We start from the raw sequence: 19,942 nt of genomic DNA, 5'->3' as shown, positions 1-19,942 counted from the left end.
ACTAGCATTACAATAAGTCCCCCCACTTTAGTCCAAACTTGTGTAGGTATTTTTGTAAGCGACTCGAATCATTGGCTTGAGATTTTAAAGTACGGCTAACATTAAATAATTCTCTTCCCGCTGAAGCCATGCTGTTATGGCGTTTACAGGTATCAAGCACATAGTTAAGTTGCTTGGCATCAAAGCTGTCTAATTGTTCAATTTGCGCTTTGGACAGATATTTATTGAGCGTATTACTCACTGAGTTACTACCTGACGGATTCCAAGCACACTTCAGCCTTTGTATTTCATCTTCAACATCATCAATGGTAATTCTTGAAGAATCAGCCAAGGTACAAAGCCGAGTAATTGCTGAGCTTAAATCGCGAAAGTTCCCTGACCATAACGCCTCATTAGATATAGAAAAACGAATAAAGTGATTTCTAGCTTCTTTGTTAAACTGCGTGCGATGCCCTGTTTTTTGAGCGAATAAATCTATCTCATAATCAATATTTGCTGGAATATCTTCTTTTCTATCTTTAAGCGCGGGTAGTTCATATGTCCAAAGGTTTATACGGGCTAACAAATCTTCTCGAAATGAGCCTTTTTCAATTTCTTTTTTTAAATCTCGATTAGTACCCGCAATAAGTTGGAAGTTACTTTGAACCGCTGTATCACTGCCCACAGGGTGGAAGGTTTTATTTTCAATGGCGTGCAGTAACATTGCTTGCTCTTCTAAACCAAGCTCGCCAATTTCATCCAAAAATAAAACCCCATTGTTGGCGCTAAGTAAAAATCCATCTCTTGATTTTAGTGCGCCGGTAAATGCGCCTTTAGTATGGCCAAACAGTGCAGCCATCGCATTTTCACCTTTTAACGTTGCACAATTTACTGAGACTAAGCTACCTTTTAACATTGAGCGTTTTTTCTTTAACTGGAATATACGTGTTGCTAATTGGCTTTTGCCAGCGCCTGTAGGCCCGGTAAGTAACATTGGATCTTGGGAACGAATGGCTACTTTTTCTATTTGGCTAATAAGGCTGTTAAACGCCTTGTTTTTAGTTTCAATGCCCCCTTTTAGGAAATCCTTGCCTTGCTGATGCTCAACATCAAACCTGGTGGCTAATTGATCATATTTAGATAGATCTAAATCGATTATTTGTATGCGTCCAATCGACTTATTTTTATTGTTGTGATCAGGTGATGTTTGAATCAGGCGGCCAGGGAAGTGTCGGCTTTCTGTAAGTAAATAACTGCATATCTGAACAACGTGGGTCCCTGTTGTTATATGAAACAAATAGTCATTTTTATCGGTATCAAACTCTTGTTGTTGGCACCAATCAAATAGCTTTGCGTAAACCTCTTCAAAATCCCAAGGATTATTGAAGTTTACCGTATGCAGCTTAATATTTGTTTCAGGCGAAACAGACTCAATATCAAGGGCAACATTATTCGCTAAGCGGCTACTATGATTATCATGCAGCACATGCAAGTGATTTACTATCAAGTCTTCTTGGCTACACAGGCTCACGTTAGGACGCCATTTTGTCCATCTGTCGACTCTTTTACCGACATAGTCTAGTTGCGTTCCGATTAAACTTACGACAACAGTATTCTTCAATTATTACTATCCACATAGATAATTTAATATCTAAAAAGATACATCTTAGTATTTATAGATTCAAGGATAACCTTAGTAATTTCATTGAAATACAAACTAAATCCATTAAATTCAGCAACTTAAAACTCTTATTCTTATTCCAGAAAAAACTGGCACATGACTTGTAATAGTAAAAGTGTCTGATTATTTGAACGTGATTCAAAAAGTCACTTCGGTACGCTAAGCAATGCGACTGCGTATACCTAATCAAACAACTATCAAGTAGCTCAGTTGGATAGAGCAGCGAATTAAATTTTCGCCGGTCATGGGTTCAATTCCCATCTTGATTAGCATTTAAGTAGCTCAGTTGGATAGAGCAACAGTTTAGGTCTGTTGGTGAAGGTTCGAATCCTTCCTTAAATTCAGGTAGCTCAATTGGTAGAGCAGCGGTTTTACCCCGTTGGTTGTGGGTTCAATTCCCACCCTCAATACAATGATAAGTAATACATCGTTAGTAAGTAGTTAGCGCCGATGTTTGATAAACGCCAATAACGAATATGCAGTGGCAAGCCGGATGCTCCCCACAACATTGAAGTTTGAGGCCGTTATCAAATATGTATTCAACCCTTGCTAACACTTCCTCAAAAGAGGGTTAAATAAGGAAATTAGAAATGTTTAAAAAATACTATTTAGAAAAATAATTGCTCTGGCAGAGAATCAAAGAGCGCTAGTGTTCAAAAATAAAGAATTAGTTAATGTGCTTACCCCAGGCAAACACAAACTTTGGGATATCAAGAATGAGTTGGAGTGTGTCACTTTTGATATTAATAAACTGTATTTTTTAGAAAAGAATGCAGGCAGGTTATACAAAAATCACAAACAATTAAGTGAGCATATTTATCACGCAAAACTCGATAGCACAGAAGTGGGTTTGCTGTTTGTTAACGACCTACTTGTAGGTGTCGTTGCGCCTAGCGAGCATCTATACCTTTGGAAAGATGCGGGTGAAATAAGATTAGAGAAGTTGTCTATTGATGAAAATATAGAAGTGGACGACAAAACGCTTTTCTTGATAAATAGAGCGGGTGCGAATACATCTTTGCGCTTGATTAAAAGTGAACGCACAGTGGCAGTGAAGCCAATTGCTGATGTGAGTGTCGCTAAAGATCATATTGGTTTGTTGTACGTTAATGGGCAGTTGACCAAAAGGCTAGCGCCAGGCCAGCATGGCTTTTGGCAGTTTAACCATGCCATTGAGCTAAAATCTTTTGATTGTAGAACCCAGTTGCTTGAAATTTCTGGACAAGAAATCCTGAGTAAAGACAGAGTTAGTTTGCGCATAAATTTGAGTGCTAGTATTAAAGTGCATGATGCAGAGCTCGCAGCACGTAGCGTCGATAAAGTAGATGATTATGTGTATAAAACGCTGCAATTAGCTTTGAGAGAAGCGGTTGGTACTAAATCATTGGATGATATCCTGTTGGATAAGCTATACGTCAATGAAACCGTAAAAGAACTCGTTGTCGAGCGATTATCAGATATTGGCGTATCACTTTTAAATGTTGGCGTGAAAGACATTATCTTACCTGGCGAAATGAAAGCAATATTGAATCAGGTGGTAGAAGCGCAAAAAGCGGCTGAAGCCAATGTGATAAAAAGACGTGAAGAAACGTCAGCGACCAGAAGCTTGCATAACACTGCGAAGGTAATGGAAAACAATCCTACGTTGATGCGCCTAAAGGAATTAGAAGCACTTGAAAAAGTAGCCGAGAGAATTGATAGCTTAACCGTTTATGGTGGGCTGGAAGGCCTGATGAATGGCGTAGTAAAAATTGCCTAGCTTGTGCACGGCGCAATTATAGGAAAAGGGCTACAGAATTAACTGTAGCCCGCTTATTAAAAAATAAAAAGAATGAAGGAAAGACTAATGTGTAGAAATTACAACATTATCGAAAATGAGGGAAGCGCGACAATTAAAGCGTGGACCAAAGGCGTTCCATTTGAAGAGCAAGCTCAACAGCAGTTGAATAACATTGCAAAAATGGCCTTAGTACATTCCCATATCGCGGTAATGCCCGATGTACATTTGGGGAAAGGTGCAACTATTGGAAGCGTGATCCCATCAGTTGAAGCGGTAATACCAGCGGCGGTGGGTGTAGATATTGGGTGCGGGATGGTTGCGACTAAAACCACGCTAACGGCAAGTCAGTTGCCCGATAATTTATCAGCAATAAGACATGCGTTTGAAGCTGCTGTGCCGCACGGTAGAACGAGCGGCCGAGGAAGAGAGGATAGAGGTTCTTGGCATAACGTACCTGACATTGTCGCTAACGAGTGGCTGAAGTTGCAAGCGCGATTTGAGCGTATTTGTGACAAGCACCCCGCTATTGCGAAAACGAACAATGTTAAGCATTTGGGCACTATGGGAACAGGCAATCACTTTTTAGAACTTTGCTTAGATGAAAATGATGCTGTTTGGATAATGCTTCATTCTGGCAGCCGCGGCGTAGGGAATCGAATTGGTACTTACTTTATCGAATTAGCGAAAAAAGAAATGCAGCGCCATCAAATCAACCTGCCAGATATGGATTTAGCTTATCTTAAAGAAGGTAGTGATTATTTTGATGATTATGTTGAAGCGGTGGAATGGGCACAAGACTTTGCCGCTAAAAATCGTGAAATAATGATGTTTAATGCAATTGCAGCGTTAAAAAAGCAATTGCCTGTTGAGTTTTCAACCGCCGAACTAGCGGTTAATTGTCACCATAACTACATCTCGCGTGAGCGTCATTTTGGTAAAGATTGCTTTGTCACAAGGAAAGGTGCAGTACGCGCTGAAAAAGGCGAAATGGGCATTATTCCAGGCAGTATGGGGGCACGATCCTTCATTGTACGAGGACTCGGCAACCCTGAAAGTTTTAATAGCTGCAGCCATGGCGCAGGCCGAGTAATGTCCAGAACCAAAGCAAAGAAAGTGTATAGCGTGGAAGACCAAATTGCTGCAACACAAGGTGTGGAGTGTAGAAAGGACGCATCAGTCATTGATGAAATACCCCATGCATACAAAGACATTGATAAAGTGATGGAAGCACAAAAAGATCTTGTAGAAGTTGTATATACCTTGAAGCAAATAGTTTGTGTTAAAGGATAGATTTATAAAGGATTACCAATGAATTATATCGTAGTTGATGGTTCACAAGGAGAAGGTGGTGGTCAGGTGCTAAGGACGGCTCTGACCTTATCCATGTTAACTCAGCAAAACATTGAACTAGTAAACATTCGCGCAGGAAGAAAAAAGACCGGCTTATTGCGTCAGCATTTAACCTGTGTTTTGGCGGCCCAAGAAATTTGTGGCGCTTTGACAGAGGGCGTTGAACTTGGGGCTAGTCGCATCAAGTTTTCTCCAGGAAAAGTAAAGTCAGGTGATTTCCACTTCGCCATTGGCACAGCTGGCAGCACGGTTTTGGTGTGCCAAACTATTTTACCTGCCTTGGCGTTAGCACAAACATCTTCAAAAGTAACGTTTGAGGGAGGCACACATAATGGTATGTCACCATCATTGTGCTTTTTGGAAAAATCATTTTTGCCTGTGCTAAAAAATATGGGAGTGAATTGTAAAGTTAGTACTGCCAGCTTAGGTTTTTATCCAGCTGGCGGCGGTAAATGGCAGATACTTATTGAGCCAACTCCACAGCTAAAGCCTATTCATTTGACTGATGCAGGGTGCGATTTTGCCAGTGATATCAATAATTGCTCACTTAATGCGTTAATAAGTTTGTTGCCAACAAGTATAGGGTACAGAGAAATCACGAAGGCTCAGGAAATTCTTAATTGGCAAAATGCGGTAAGTCACGTTACCGAAGTCATCACCCCTGGTCCGGGTAATAGTTTTCAATTAAGTATCGACAGTAAGACACATCAAAATGTCTTTGAAGTTGTTGGCGAGCTAGGCGTATCAGCAGAAAGAGTTGCCAAACGAGCTGTAGGACGAGTAAACAAGTTTGTTCATGCTAAAGCTGCCGTTGAGGAGCACTTGGCTGATCAGTTGCTATTGTTGATAGCACTCGCGGGAAGCGGCCGGTATACAACAACAAAACCGAGCTTGCACACAACAACTAATATTGAGGTCATCAAACAGTTATTGGGAAGTGAGATAAAATTGGAACAAATTAATGATGTACTATGGGCCGTCTATTTAAATGAGTAAATTATGAAAATTACCCGTAACAAATACTGTTATTGAAGCTTAAGGTGGGCAATCAGAACAAGGCAAGGGTCTGACACCTAGTTGTAACGACATATATAGGCGCAACATTATTTTTACTAATTTAGCAGCAATTAACCCATTCGAGTTTGAATGCTCTTATGCTTTACGCTATGTTCTTAAGCTTAAATGGGTTTTTGCTAAACATACACAACGAGGAAATAGTCATGGTACTAGGTTTACTTTCAATCAGCTTAAAAGTCGCTGACATTAAAATCTCAAAAGAATTTTATGAAAAACTGGGGTTTAAGCAAATGGCAGGGCATGTGGAGCAAAAGTGGATAATTATGAAAGACGCAAACGACCAGGTGATTGGTTTGTTCGAAGGGATGCTCGAAAAAAACATGCTCACGTTTAACCCAGGCTGGGATGCAAACGCCCAAAATATTGACGACTACATAGATGTTAGATACCTGCAAAAAATGCTTAGCGACAAAGGAATTGATTGCGGCAAAATGATTGGCGAAAATAATAAAGGCCCAGCTAATTTTATGATGACAGACCCTGATGGTAATCCTATTTTGATTGACCAACACAGGTAGTTCAGCTTGTTTTAGTACTTAGTTATTAGTGCTAATCGCCACTGCTGCAGGCTTCTTTCATGTAATCTATTTGATTTGTGAGGCCCTCGCTAAACATATTGTGCTGCGAGTATGCGAGTATGCGAGTATGCGAGTATGCGAGTATGCGAGTATGCGAGTATGCGAGTATGCGAGTAGAACTAGCATAAAAAATGTATCGCTACTAATTTCAAAAATATTTATCTTTTGCACATTTATATTTGGCTTTACAGCACAGCTATTATGGAAACTTAATAAACAACTTAGAGCTACAATTAAAAATTAAGCTCCTAAGCGTTGGTGCAAAAATGATGCTCAAACCTAACAGACAAGAACGGGGGTAAAAGCAGTACTACGACTTTTGGCTTTAAAAAGCGCAGGCTTTAGATTAGCCATAATTACCAATAAACCAGAACAATTTATCAAGCCTATTTTAGATGTTTTAGGTAAGTTAAAATATCTGCTCAGCAGGGTTAAATAATACCCAAGATGTTAGGATGTATTTGTCGTTAGATATAGGCACATTCCCTTTATGCGTATGTGTAAAGCCACTTGGTGCTATTACCATAGTGCCTGCCTTTGGTTTTATCTTTTCATTCTGATAGTAAAACTCTGTCTCTCCGCCTTCTTCTACATCGTTTAAATAGAACATAAATAGCAAGTTGCGATGTAAAGCGTCTACGCTACCCGGTTGCGGATATACTTCTGAATGCCAATACGGATAGCCACCCTCTCCTACGGTATAACGCTGGGCATTGATTTCTCCTAATCTGAATAAATACTCTACCAATTGAGGTAGTTTGGGTAAACCAAGCTCAACGAAGTTGTTGTCGCTCAATGGAACCGCTTGACCCGTTTTAGGATCTGCCAATGTCAGTGCAATGGGACCAATTAAGGCAAAGTGAAATTCTTTAAAATACTCGAACAAATGAAAAGAAGTTACTTGCAGTACCTGTTGATGTAAGTCTTTGAATTCTGGGTATTTCGATATTGATACATCGGTAGACTTCTTCATGTTTTCATTAACGCCACCGCCCGTTCTACCGGGCCCTAAATGTTGGCTATTCTCAAAAGCGACGATTAATTTTTCACATAGATCGGGAGAAAGCGCGTTATCAATTACGCGAATAAAATCTTTGGTACGGCTGCTCACGAACAATCCTTTATTTGGCTTAATTTTGGTAGATTATATCGTTTATGACCTTAGCTTGCTTTAGTTTTGTATGAGTATCTGTGCTTTATGAACTGCTTGCGCCATAATTTGCATTACTTTGCTTAACTCTCGTGGATATCTTGCTAGTAACTATTGAAGCGGAATAAGTAAACTCAGCACCCACTGACCAAGTGGATAACCCCTTCAGGAACTGTGCAACACATCATCGACTAACAGCGCAGCACTCGCAGACATTCTCCGCGCTCCACAGCTAGGGCGTGAAATAGCCTGATAGCATTCAATCCGTTAAACAAAAAATGGCGCATACTAAATGTGGGATTTCATGCTTAAGGTTTTCGGAAATTGATAGGCTTTGTTCAATTTAAGTAACGGAAACATCAAGTCCAAAGAAAACAGTTCTTTATTAAACTTGACAAGTGGATAATTAATCAACAATTTGTGTCAGCATAATTTACACTTTTTTCAGAGTTCCTTTAATATTTGTCAGGTTTTTTTACACAAAAAGTAAAAACCGAATTGTACATTTTTTAAGCTATTGTATTTGATGGAATAATTTGTGTGGCATATTAAATGCTTCATTTAAGAAGGGGCTATTGTGAAATAATCGCAATTACGTTTCACATCTACTTTTGCCTCTTAACAAGGGGGCTACAATGGAAACAATAGCATTAGTAAAAAAATATGCTCTTCCTGTATTTGGCGTAGTTGTAATCGTGGTTGTTGTTATTTATGTCAGCAAGCGAATAATTGATTGGTCTGACGTGAATACCGCCGGTGATGAAGTTGTTGGGGACGCTACAATTGTCGCGTGTGAGACGAATGTTCCACTTACCGGAGAAAGTATTACGATATCTTTAACGAGGCGACCTACTATTCTTGAAGACTGGGTCAAAGCGCGTTCTAGTTTAATTGCAGATGCACGAAAAGAGGCTAAAGAAGATGCCTTAGAAAGTTTCAACGAGTTGGTGGATGATGCAGATTGCCCGGAAGAATGTCCTGACCCGACGCCAAGTGGAAATGTGAGTTATGCGACAAGCAATTCGCGGGTTACCGGCTCCAAAGGATTTGGTTTTATACGTTATGATGGAAGTGCTACCTCGCAGGCCTCGGGTTTTTATATATGTAAACCTTAACTGTATTAGTGTGATTACCAATGATTACTAAGTACACTTAAGCTGTTCTGTCAGAATTGATTTCCAAAGCTTGTCTTTGTCTACGTCTTGGGCAATAAAATATGACTGCTGTGCCCTCGATTAGCGGCCATATTGGAATTTTTAGTTGTCACCCCCTAGAGCAGACGTTCAAAGTAAAACGGCGATAGCAAGCTAAACGTAATTGTAAAGCACACCGCTAATCAGATTAGCCCTATTAGTCAAGGGCTATGTCTTGGGTAGCAGAGAATGCCAAGCGTGTATTTAAGTTAAAGATCCAGAAATCCTTCTGTAATCATTCACGTCATGCGTCATTAGAAATAGTAGCCGTTCATGAATAAATAGCACCTCTTTCCCATGCGCCATTTCTTTCAGTACGCCCGCTTCAACTAGGGCTCTCAAATACTTCATCCCCGTTTGCCTGGATTTCACAATATTCGATTTAAGTACGTTTTTTACACGAATATAAGGATTTTGGAATAATTCATCAATCAACTCATGTGAATACTCTTGTGGCATCACTTTTTTTACATAAGCCACCGTATCAGCTTGCAGTGATACCACTGCATTCACCTTCTCTATTGTCCACTGTGATGTCACTTTCACAGCATCAAGCATGAAGCTCACCCATGCTTCCCAGTCCCCATCTTGCGTTACTGCTCTCAATTTCGCGTAGTACTCATCCTTATTTTCTAGAATGAACTTACTCAGGTAGAGTACTGGTTTGCTGAGCAAATCCTTTTCAACCAAAAATAAAATATTCATTATCCTACCGGTTCGGCCATTGCCATCTAAAAAGGGGTGAATGGCTTCGAATTGATAATGAAGTACGGCCATTGCAATTAATGGGTCTACATCGTTATTATGCAAATACTTATCCCAATTGGCGAGCTTATGATTGATGACGTCTTCACCCACAGGTGGCGTGTAAATCACCTTTCCCGTTCTGGCATTTTTCAAATTGGTACCCGATACCTTTCTCACGCCCCCCTTAACGCCTGTCAAAGACGAACACACTTCTATTGCCGTGTTCGCCGTCAATGGTCTCGCATTGTCACCGGTAATAGTATCAAGTCCTATGAATAACGCTTTTTTGTACCGCAAGGTCTCTTTTACACTGCCAGAGGCCCCTGCTGTATCATCAACATATTTGAATAACTCATCTGTTGTCGTAACAATATTTTCAATTTGTGAACTTGATTGAGATTCTAGTATTGGAATCAGATTAACCAATAGATATTGATTGGGAAGCAACCTCGACACTTGATCAAGTGCACTAAGTGAACGCGCTGCTGGCGCTAATTTCTTAAGCACATCGAGAGATTCTACGCTTTGTATTGGTGGAAGCGGTGGTACATCAAAAGGCACATCAGGATCGACTTTATTTGTCATAGGTTAATTTTCAGCGTTATTTTTAACATGTATGAAAATATACGTTAAGCCTATGATTATGTCTACCGCATCATGTTTAATTATGGTGTTATTTTTAACATGATGTGCATTATATGTTAATCTCAACACTGCAGAGTACACAATAAACGATAAACTACCAAAACAAATCGAAGAACAGTTGCCGGCTATTGAGCAATTAGTAAAAGATATTGCTTCAAATATTAAAGAAGAATAAGACTTAACCAGCTTAAGCGGAGTGTTTCCTTAACGGCAGGTATGCTATCGATTAGGAGTCATTTGTATTTTTGAGGTATGGTTCTTGGGAGCGGCCGTTGCAGCATTATGGATGTATTATTCTTCCCTCACTCAATCCTATTGATTTTTTGAATGAGTTAAGACAGAGTACTAACTTTACTTTGTTATAAGTGAGTCGTATCCCCCTTGTTTAAAGCGCTAGTCATTGCGACTTATTATTTTCTTACCTTTCGTGCCAATGGTCCATTTATTCAAAAGCATTCGCTTGCACTAATTAAATTTGGTTTGGTGTGCACGTGGCTTGCTGGTATTGGACGCTATTGGGATCACGCTAGCGCATATTGGTGGCAATATTTGGGTTTGGGTTCGCTGGTGTATGTATTGGTTCTAGCGGGTATTATTTTCATGTTACTTATGCCGTTTAAACCCAATGCTTGGTCTTATAAAAACGTATTGCTATTTGTCACACTAACGTCGCCCCCTGCTATTTTGTATGCAATTCCAGTAGAAAAATTTATGACGATGGAAGCTGCGGCTACTGCGAATATGTGGTTTTTAGCTATAGTAGCGATTTGGCGAATAGCACTCTATGTATACTTCTTAAAAACGTTAGCAAGGCTGAGTGGCCTTGTCATAATTGTTGCCAGTTTATTACCCATAACGCTCATAATAGTAATCCTAAGCCTACTAAATTTAGAGCACGCAACCTTCGAAATTATGGCAGGTATAAATCCCAGCAATAAAACTGCTGCAGATGACGCGTATGGCATTGTTGTTGCGTTATCATTGGCTTCGATTTTAATGTTTCCCCTTTTACTCATTATGTATGCAGTTATTGTAGTGAAGAAGGTTGGGGAGAGAGAGTAAAAAACTAGTAATAAATTCCGCAATCTTTTTGCGCAGTCTATCGGGACTGTATGAGAATGAGAAGCAGTAGATACTTTATCAGCCATAAAGAACGCATCGGGTCAGAGAGCTTGAAGTCAAAAAAACGTTGTTTCAACAATATAAAACAATTGCTATTGAAACATTTCTTGTGTGGTACGTTCGAGTAGGGTGAGGCGTCGCCGCCTCATCCCTCTCACAGAACCGTACGTACGGACCTCGTATACGGCTCATGCATACTATGCTCCAGATATATCACTGAATACATACCCTGTTTCAACACTTGCAATGTCTACTAACCCAAGGCTGTTAAACCATTTGTTCGACATCGCGATATGTGTATAAAGTGAGCTAGCACTGCTCCAACTCGTCATACGAAGCCCCGTAAATGGTTTGCGATGGCCTAGTTGCAATAGCCGCCTCTTTAACCGCCTCGGAGTTTTCCATAGTCTCAGTTGAATGCTTCGCAGTCGCCTGCGTAGCCAACCAGCTACGCTGCTAAATGCCCAGTCGGCATTTGCAATTCTAAAATATTGACTAAACCCCCGCAGCAGCGGATTAATAGAAGCAATCACTACACTCAGTGGCTTGCCTCCTTTGCGTCTAGTCAACTGCCTTAGCTTGTCTTTCAAACTTTTCAGTTTCTTAGCTTGGATATTGGTTCGTGACGTACCAATTTCAACGCCTAAAAACTTCACTCCATTATCGCTATGCGCGATGTGTGATTTACTTTGATTGACTTGTAGCTTAAGCGTTTTCTCTAGATAGTTTGTGGCTTGGTTCCGCGCATTCTCTGCACCCGCACGACTACGGCAGAAGATGAGGATATCATCAGCATAGCGAACTATTCGATGTCCGCGTTGACGCATTAATTGGTCAAACGCATCCAAATATATATTCGCTAATAATGAGCTGATGACACCCCCCTGTGGACTGCCGACTGTCGTTGCCTGCACATGACCCTCTATCATTACCCCACTGCTTAGAAACTGTTGAATCAGTTTCAACACGCTACTGTCTGTCACTCGTCGTTTGACACTTTGTATGATTATCTTGTGGTCAAGACAATCAAAGCATTTCGACACGTCCATATCCACCACATGTTGTAACCCGTATCGACGGATAAACAACGTGGCTTTATTGATAGCATCGTGTGCACTTCGTTGCGGTCGATACCCATAGCTTGATGGGTGAAACTGCGTTTCGAAGATAGGGCTTAATAATGACGTCAGAGCCTGTTGAACGACTCTATCTCTGACGCAAGGAATACCCAATAATCGAGTGCCACCATCGTCTTTGGGTATTTCTACCCGCCGAACGGCTTGCGGTGTATACGTTCGATTCTTGAGCTCATGCAATAGCGTTTCAAGATTATTATCAAGTGTTTGCGCAAAGTCTTCCAAGGTTTCACCGTCAATGCCGGCAGCCCCTTCGGCACGTTTTACTTTTGCAAACGCTTCTTGTAATCGTTGTTTATTCAACAAGCGACCATACAAGCTATAATAAACTCTCATACTATGCACCTTTGGATATATATGTCGTGTGGGGACCATACCATCTCTTCTCGTGTTGGTATATTTCACGCGGCGTGTCAGCGTGCTAGCACTTAGGCAATCTACTGAGCATGTCACTGCATTACTCCCCTGTACGGTTTGGTTGACCAGTGGAGGCATCACCCTCTCACCAACCAGCAATACCTCGGTTGCGAACCGATACGTGTACCACTAAAAAAAAACGATATGCTCATCACGAACGCATACCATACTTCACCCCTTCGCAACATGTGACGCCTTTTGAGTGTCACTTGCTCCGCTAGACATATTGCTAGCAGTCGGCTTGGTTTTGTCCTCCACACCATTACTGGCTTTCACAGGCCTAGCCTTACTCACTACTACGGGCTCATCTGCCACCTCGCACCTCATCATAACCTTGAGTCACCTCTTGGTTATCATGTCTGCTCGCGATGACTCGCTTACAGATAATGGTGTCAGGCTTCCCCAGTTACTGCACTGACTCCCTGTTAGCTATTCCACCCTCACCCACAAGACTGGTCTGATTGAGTATTGGACGTCACATTAACCTGCATGCTTATCCACCAGCCCTGCCGAAACAGGTTCACTTACGTTGTGTATCGCTAACTTCCTATGGCTTCCTTCACACCTCACCGTTAGCCAGTGACGCACTTGCCAGTCGGATTGTCTTCCCCTCAATCAAGGGTGACGCAGGCTTCTGATTGTCCTGCTGGGTCTGCCAGCTTCGCTGGGCAAACAGGTTCCCGCCTCCGCGGGAATGACCTAGGGTGTTTATAGATTTGAGGTGGAGTACTGACCGCAATATGATGTTTTTTGCCTGATTGCGAAAGCAAAGGTTTTTTTCGAAACATAATTTCGAAGGTCTGGAATGGGCGTCAACTTGCCCGTCAATAAAATCAGCTATCAGAGCCATTCCCTAGCTTTAGTATTTGCGTTTGTTAATAATCGTCTTGCATGACAAGCTTTGGCTTTCTATCTACAGTAAATAAGCCCCAGTGCTTTTCTGGTTCTTTTGGCTCATGAGAACCTTTCCATGGTTCGTCAAATGCTTCAAATACGAATACGATAACTTCATTTTGTTTTGCCCAATCCGTTATCTCGTTGTAATAACGTTTTTGACGCATTTCGCAGACGTTGCTAGGTTCAATGCCGCGTCCGTTTGAATGCGTTGTCCAGCCTGCTTCGGTGATAACAACTTGTTTGTGAGGGTATAATTTTGCGACATCATTGTAGTTTTGTTCTGTGTATTCAATCGCTTCTTCAATTTGCTTATATTCCCAAACCGGATAGGTGTGGATAGAGATAAAATCGACTTCATCAACCAAAGGCTGAAGCTTTTCGAGCCAAGGAACATAGTTTTCGCAAAAGGTGACGCTTTGCTTACATTTTGCTTTTACTTTACGTACAAAGTCTATTAGGCGTTCAACGCTAATAAGATGATCGGTCCAATCAACACTTGCTTCGTTGCCAACGGATAGCGAATGCACAATATCAGGGTAACGATTGGCCCAGTTGATTAATAAATCAATGCGTTCGTCATTATACTTTTTATTCGCGTCTAGCTGACTTTGCTCATATGTACCGCCCCACGGGCAGTTTTCATTATTGATTTCGGCGGTTACATAAGCGCCTAGCATCACCCGTAAGGGTAGCTTTTCTTTCTGAATAACCTCAATAATGGTTTGCGCATGCGGGTCGCAATCATACAGTCTTAAATAAGACCACGATTTTTCGAGTATCAATAAGTCTTCTTTGACTTGCTCGTAGGTAGGGTAAATTTGGCTATCTGGGCTTTGATTTTCACGAAAGCCCGAATAACAAATTGCTGGTTCTATTGGTAATACTCGCGTCATAACTATACTCATTGTTATTCTTGATATTTTAATTGTTCGTGCTTATCCCACAAACCCCAGTACGCGCCAACGTCTCCTTCTGCACCCACTTTCCAACTCTCATCAAATGAAGAAAAGTAGAACATTTCGATATTATCTTGCTGTGACCAGTATTGCGCGTCTATAAAATACTTCATTGCGTTTTCTTCAGAGGGTTGCGCCCCATGAAACTGCTCGCCTTGGCTAGGCCAACCAGTTTCGGTAATAATTACGCGCTTGCCATTGGCAGCTTTTTAGCTCGTTGATACATATCTTTCATATATAACAAAGAATAATCTATATGACAGCCTTCCCAGTAAGGGTAGCAATTTGCCAACACAACATCACAAACTTCTGTTAATTCAGGATGATTTTCAAATTCATAGTACGCGTCAACATAGCCCACTGGAATATTCGGCAGGGCTTGTTTCACTTGTTCGATGTAGGCGATGAGTTGCTCTTGGGTTAGCTCTTTGCGATAAAGCACTTCGTTACCAACAGCTGCTATATCGACTACACCGGTTTTCGCCAATTCGATGAGTGCATTAATTTCATTTTGGTTTTTTTCTTCATCCTCACCTAACCATGCGCCAACTAAAGTCTGCATGCCAAGCCTTTTAGCAATAATGGGCACATGTTGATTACCTTCGGTGCACGAAAAAGATCTAACCCATTTGGTATAAGGCTGCATGATTTTGAGTCGTCTATGCACTTGTTCTTCGCTCAGCTCGTCACCTGGCTCCTGCCCTTCTTCGTAAGGGCTAATGCAAAGGCCAACCAAGCCCTTATTTAATTGTTCATGATACAAGGCGCGAAGTTGCTCATCGCTAGCTTCTGCTTTGTTTAGGCCAGTTAAGGATAAAATATGGTCGTATCGAGCGCTCATGTAATCAAAATTCCAAGTGACAAAAATAATCTGTGTGGAAACTAGCCGATACCAGAGGTACATGCATTAAAAAGTCGATAAAGTGGACTACTAACGAGGTGCAGTGTTAAAAACCCACCAAGAGTACGCACTAGAATTATCGATTGGTCGCTTTTTTATTGAGGCAATTGCAAACGAGTCTGTGACAGATTCTTTAATGGGAGTATGCACACAACAAAGTGCGCGCATACTGCCTCATATATATTTAGTGATCGGCTTGAAAAGCGACAATCACAGGGACATTTGCAGCCCGCCAAGCTGGAAAAAACCCGCTAATAAAGCCAATGATTAACGCAAGGGAAATGCCATTAAGAAATAACTCTGGTGTTAAATTAAAACTAAATACCACTTGTGTAAAACTACCACCGAGCGTAGACGCACTCAAACCATCAAAGAAAATATAGGCTGCTATAGAGCCTACTAGGCTACCAATAACAGCCAATGTCATCGCTTCAACCATAGTGCCAATAAACGCAGAAAAGTGGCTAAAGCCGATGGCACGTAAGGTGGCAATCTCCATAGCCCGGTCAGACACCGATGTATACATGGTATTTAATGCCCCCGCCAGAGCACCTAATGCCATAATAGAGCTAATAACCCAACCAAAAGTCGCCATGTAAGACAAACTTTTTCCTTGTGCAGCGAAATAAGCTGATTCGGTTTGCACGTCATGAGTTAAACGCGGCTCACTTTTTAAATAGTCAGAAATTTCTTCGATACTTGCACCTGGTGCGAGTCGAGCGCGCACAGATTGATAAGAACTCCCTCTATTATAAAGATTCTGAATAACCTTCGCGTCTGCCCATAATTCACTTTCAAATACGTTTCCACCAGTAGAAAACACGCCAACTACTTTCCATCTATTTTTGCCAAATCGAATTTCTTGGCCTAATTCAAAACCGTCAAACTCACGTAATATGCCAGCACCTACTATGAGCTCGTCGGTACCAGGCGTAAATAAGCGCCCTGCTGTTAAGGTAAAACCTTTGCGCATTGATATGCCTGTTTGCTCAAGGCCGCGTAAGGGTATATTTGCCTCACTTTGGGTTGATTTTTTTAGGCCATCTACCATTACATATAGCTCAGGTGATACCACGGGACCTTGATCATCTTTGAGAATCCCTGGGGCAAGCTCAATTAAGTTTACTTGTTCTTTCAAGGTTGTACTGTTTAATTCGGCAGCTGAGCCAGTACGCATAAAAAACGCAACATCATCAGAGCCGGCGCTTTGTAAGGTAGCTTCAAAGCCTTTGCTCATTGCCAAAAAAGCAAGCAATATTGCAACAACGACTGCGCTAGCAAACACCATAGCTAAAGACATCCACAACCGGCGTGGTAAACTTTGAATGTTCATTTTAATAACTGCAGCACTTTGTGACATTAATGTACTCATTATCATCCCCTACTGAAAGCTGTAACAATATTTAATCGTAAGGCCCTAATGGCAGGTGCTATTCCTGTGATAAGCCCTAAAAGCAGCATATAAGCGAGTGCTTGCAATATAATATCTTGGTCGAGTATTAAGTTAGGTAAAAATCTTGCCATTTCTTCAGACGCTACGTTGATAACCATATTCGCAACAGCTAAGCCTAATAGCCCACCTAAAAACGCTAGCAAACATGATTCTAGTAAAACCATTTTAAATATGCGGGTGGATTCAAAACCTAAGGTTTTGAGTACCGCAATTTCTTTTGTTCGCTCGCGAATAGCCAGTACCATAGTGTTTCCTACCACTATTAATATGGTAAAAAATGCCATAAATACCACACCGAAAATAATCAAGCCTATATTGCCAATTTGGTCGATAAATGCCTTATTGAACGCTTGTTCTGTACTGGTGTCTGTTTCGTTATTGGAGTTCGCAAAATTGTCATCGATTGTTGTTGCGACTTGTTCGTTAAGTGCAGCATCGGTGGTTGTCAAAATAATCCAGCCAATGCTGTCCCCGCCCCAAGCTTGAGTTTCATTAAAATATTTATAATGAATTAACACATAACTTGTATCTACTTTTTCATCATCACCTTTAAATATTCCATCGATCTCAAACTCCCACGTTTGGCCGCCCGTCTTTTGAGAAAATATATTTGAAGACAATGGAATGCGGTCACCTACTTTCCAGTTATTTGCTTTAGCAATGCGTTCTCCAACGATCATACCCGTTTGGTTATTAAACCAAGTTTCTAATTGGTCTGGAGGAAGTACGAGTTCGGGATATACTTTCATGTAGGAAGTAGGGTCAACAGCGAAGGTAACGACCTGACTAGTAGGTTCTTTGTAATATCCGCCAAACCAATTAGCATGGGCGACATCTTTAACGCCATCTACATTTTTGACTTTATTGACATAGGCATAGGGCAAAGGGTTGGTAAAACTGGTTTTATGTACTACCACCAAGCGATTGTCTGCCGACATTTCTACACCTGAATTTAAGGCGCTACGCAAAGTCATTACTGCCCCAAAAATTAAAAAGGCAATAAAAATCGCAAAGGTTGTCAAAAATAACCTTAGCTTTTTGCGGGTTAAATTTTTATAGACTAAATAGAGGTCTTTCATGACAACAATTCCTCTTGCTTAACAAATTCCCCCTTATTCAAATGAACAGTGTGTTTCGCGTATTTGGCGGCAGATGGATCGTGCGTTACCATCACAATAGTTTTACCAAATTCCTCATTAAGTAACTGAAGCATCTCTAAAATTTCGTCCGCGGTTTGTCTATCTAGGTCGCCTGTTGGTTCATCACATAATAGAAATTTTGGATCAGATGCAACGGCTCTAGCAATGGCAACACGTTGTTGTTGACCGCCTGACATTTCGTTTGGCATATGTTTGGCTCTGTCACTCAGGCCAACTAATTCGAGCGCTGTTTCAACTTGTTTTTTACGTTCACTACTGCTGAGATTTGTTAGCAACAAAGGCAATTCAACATTTTTAGCTGCATTTAACATTGGCATCAAATTATAAAATTGAAAAATAAACCCGATGTTATTCGCCCGCCACTTAGCTAGTTGGCTTTCGCTAAGGTTGTCGATACGTTTCCCATCAAAGGTAATTTCGCCCGTAGTAGGTTGGTCGACGCCACCTAAAAGGTTTAGTAAGGTAGTTTTACCCGAGCCTGATGGGCCCATAATTGCCATAAAATCACCTTTTTTGATATTCATATTTAAATCTTCAAAAATGCTGATCGTCTCTTTACCTTTCGTAAAGCGTTTAGATACATTACTGAGTTCGAATAAATTGTCGGTGCTCATAAAAATATCCTTTTCTAATTTTTTACTTTCTTTGTTCATCGTTGAGGCTAATTATTTTAAAAAGCCCACCTTTACGCCCATTTCCGGCAAAATTCGAGCGTCTTCAAGTTCAATATTGATACGCACCTGAACCGTTGCTTTAGCACGGTCGGCAGTGGGAATAGTAGCAATCACCGAGGCAGGTATTTTCCAATCTGGGTAGGCATCAAGCACAGCCTCCACGGCTTGCCCTGGATAAACGCGTCCAATAAACGATTCGTTTACGTCAACTTCTATCTCCAATGAGCTCATATCAACAATGGTACATATTCCTGTTCGGGTAAAACCACCGCCTGCTGACGAGGGCGCAACAATTTCACCCGGTTGTGCATTTTTTTGGGTAATTACACCGCCAAACGGTGCCTTAATGGTATGATCATCTAAGCGTTCTAATTGTCGACGTATTTCAATTTTGGCGAGTACCAGGTCTGCATCTGCACTTTCTAGATTAGCAATAAGGCTTTGCTGACTTGCGAATGCCCTGGTGCGTTCTGCGTTACTTGAATATTGATTATCAAGTACCCGTTTATACACTAGGCGTGCCTCATCTAAGTTTGCAACGATTGATTTTCGCCTTGCATTTAAAACCGCAATTTGCGCTTGGGCATATTCAAAATTGACTTTAGCAAGGGCGTCATCGAGGCGAGCTAACACTTGCCCCTCTTTGACTTCCATGCCTTCTTCTACGTTGACTTCGGTAATCAGTCCCATTACTTCTGATGATACAGTTGCCATGCGTCTAGCGGTAATATAACCAGACGAATTGAGAATGCTGTCATTATTTGTTGCGTTTTTTGTCGAGCTTGGTGAGCTGTTGTCAACACTGTTAATGGCGACCGTCGATTCGTTTTTATTTTGCGTATTTACTTTATTCGGCTCGCTAGTGACCGCTACTGCAGTTTCAGAAACGTCGCGCTGATAACGCGACGTTAGCCAATACGTTACGCCAATGCAAACAATCGCGACAAGTAATAGATGCCACACTTTAAGTTGGGATGACTCACTGCTTGCTTGTCTATCAATTTTTAGTTGTTTTAACAGTTCGCTCTTGTCTGCCACGTTTATCC

The 19,942-nt window shown here is 41.2% G+C and carries 17 protein-coding genes and 1 tRNA gene; 7 read left to right on the top strand and 11 right to left on the bottom strand.

Going from position 1 to position 19,942, the window contains the following annotated elements; genetic code table 11:
• Positions 1-7: 7 nt before the first annotated feature.
• A complete protein-coding gene (gene rtcR, locus AC0L6H_RS06930) occupies positions 8-1,600 on the bottom strand; it encodes an RNA repair transcriptional activator RtcR (protein WP_473393388.1) in 1,593 nt (530 codons plus the stop codon).
• Positions 1,601-1,931: 331 nt separating this feature from the next.
• Between rtcR and AC0L6H_RS06925 the strand changes: the two genes are divergently transcribed.
• The 5 genes from AC0L6H_RS06925 to AC0L6H_RS06905 all read left to right on the top strand — a co-directional run bounded on the left by AC0L6H_RS06925 (position 1,932) and on the right by AC0L6H_RS06905 (position 6,385).
• Positions 1,932-2,002: transfer RNA gene (locus AC0L6H_RS06925), tRNA-Leu, on the top strand.
• Positions 2,003-2,309: 307 nt separating this feature from the next.
• A complete protein-coding gene (locus tag AC0L6H_RS06920; RefSeq protein ID WP_473393386.1) occupies positions 2,310-3,419 on the top strand; it encodes a slipin family protein in 1,110 nt (369 codons plus the stop codon).
• A gap of 87 nt (positions 3,420-3,506) precedes the next feature.
• Positions 3,507-4,730, top strand: coding sequence for an RtcB family protein (locus AC0L6H_RS06915; protein WP_473393385.1), 1,224 nt, complete (start codon positions 3,507-3,509; stop codon positions 4,728-4,730).
• 18 nt (positions 4,731-4,748) lie between these two features.
• Positions 4,749-5,786 carry an RNA 3'-terminal phosphate cyclase gene (rtcA, locus tag AC0L6H_RS06910; RefSeq protein ID WP_473393384.1) on the top strand — a complete coding sequence of 346 codons (1,038 nt, stop codon included), beginning with the start codon at positions 4,749-4,751 and terminating at the stop codon, positions 5,784-5,786.
• A 224-nt stretch (positions 5,787-6,010) separates the two neighbouring features.
• Positions 6,011-6,385: a VOC family protein gene (locus tag AC0L6H_RS06905; protein ID WP_473393382.1), complete on the top strand. Its 375-nt coding sequence runs from the start codon at positions 6,011-6,013 to the stop codon at positions 6,383-6,385.
• Positions 6,386-6,854: 469 nt separating this feature from the next.
• Here AC0L6H_RS06905 and AC0L6H_RS06900 read toward each other — a convergent pair whose 3' ends face one another.
• Positions 6,855-7,556, bottom strand: coding sequence for a 2OG-Fe(II) oxygenase (locus tag AC0L6H_RS06900; protein WP_473393381.1), 702 nt, complete (start codon positions 7,554-7,556; stop codon positions 6,855-6,857).
• Positions 7,557-8,230: 674 nt separating this feature from the next.
• On the opposite strand from AC0L6H_RS06900, the gene AC0L6H_RS06895 reads away from it, so the two are divergent.
• Positions 8,231-8,710 carry a hypothetical protein gene (locus AC0L6H_RS06895; RefSeq protein ID WP_473393380.1) on the top strand — a complete coding sequence of 160 codons (480 nt, stop codon included), beginning with the start codon at positions 8,231-8,233 and terminating at the stop codon, positions 8,708-8,710.
• Between the two features lie 282 nt (positions 8,711-8,992).
• Here AC0L6H_RS06895 and AC0L6H_RS06890 read toward each other — a convergent pair whose 3' ends face one another.
• On the bottom strand, positions 8,993-10,120 hold the full coding sequence (locus AC0L6H_RS06890; protein WP_473393378.1) for a Fic family protein: 1,128 nt from the start codon (positions 10,118-10,120) through the stop codon (positions 8,993-8,995).
• A 441-nt stretch (positions 10,121-10,561) separates the two neighbouring features.
• Between AC0L6H_RS06890 and AC0L6H_RS06885 the strand changes: the two genes are divergently transcribed.
• Complete coding sequence (locus AC0L6H_RS06885; RefSeq protein ID WP_473393377.1) at positions 10,562-11,242, top strand: hypothetical protein; 681 nt, start codon at positions 10,562-10,564, stop codon at positions 11,240-11,242.
• A gap of 257 nt (positions 11,243-11,499) precedes the next feature.
• Here AC0L6H_RS06885 and ltrA read toward each other — a convergent pair whose 3' ends face one another.
• From ltrA to AC0L6H_RS06845, 8 genes are all read right to left on the bottom strand, one after another.
• A complete protein-coding gene (gene ltrA / locus AC0L6H_RS06880; RefSeq protein ID WP_473393376.1) occupies positions 11,500-12,774 on the bottom strand; it encodes a group II intron reverse transcriptase/maturase in 1,275 nt (424 codons plus the stop codon).
• Between the two features lie 956 nt (positions 12,775-13,730).
• A complete protein-coding gene (locus AC0L6H_RS06875) occupies positions 13,731-14,657 on the bottom strand; it encodes a glycoside hydrolase family 17 protein (protein WP_473393374.1) in 927 nt (308 codons plus the stop codon).
• Positions 14,658-14,659: 2 nt separating this feature from the next.
• The gene (locus tag AC0L6H_RS06870; RefSeq protein WP_473394483.1) at positions 14,660-14,890 is read right to left on the bottom strand and encodes a glycosyl hydrolase family 17 protein; all 231 of its coding nucleotides are present in this window, start codon (positions 14,888-14,890) and stop codon (positions 14,660-14,662) included.
• Positions 14,891-14,892: 2 nt separating this feature from the next.
• Positions 14,893-15,549 (bottom strand): glycoside hydrolase family 17 protein, encoded by a 657-nt coding sequence (locus tag AC0L6H_RS06865; RefSeq protein WP_473393373.1) that lies wholly within the window; start codon positions 15,547-15,549, stop codon positions 14,893-14,895.
• Between the two features lie 244 nt (positions 15,550-15,793).
• Positions 15,794-16,981 carry an ABC transporter permease gene (locus AC0L6H_RS06860; RefSeq protein ID WP_473393372.1) on the bottom strand — a complete coding sequence of 396 codons (1,188 nt, stop codon included), beginning with the start codon at positions 16,979-16,981 and terminating at the stop codon, positions 15,794-15,796.
• Between the two features lie 2 nt (positions 16,982-16,983).
• Complete coding sequence (locus AC0L6H_RS06855) at positions 16,984-18,141, bottom strand: ABC transporter permease (protein ID WP_473393370.1); 1,158 nt, start codon at positions 18,139-18,141, stop codon at positions 16,984-16,986.
• Complete coding sequence (locus AC0L6H_RS06850) at positions 18,138-18,836, bottom strand: ABC transporter ATP-binding protein (RefSeq protein ID WP_473393369.1); 699 nt, start codon at positions 18,834-18,836, stop codon at positions 18,138-18,140. Before AC0L6H_RS06850 ends, AC0L6H_RS06855 begins: the two co-directional genes overlap by 4 nt.
• A gap of 51 nt (positions 18,837-18,887) precedes the next feature.
• Complete coding sequence (locus AC0L6H_RS06845; protein WP_473393368.1) at positions 18,888-19,934, bottom strand: efflux RND transporter periplasmic adaptor subunit; 1,047 nt, start codon at positions 19,932-19,934, stop codon at positions 18,888-18,890.
• Between the last annotated feature and the right edge of the window lie 8 nt (positions 19,935-19,942).

This window comes from Glaciecola sp. G7-5, from assembly GCF_055808975.1.
The sequence above is the reverse complement of the archived record's forward strand: the minus strand, read 5'-3'. Positions and strand labels throughout refer to the sequence as shown.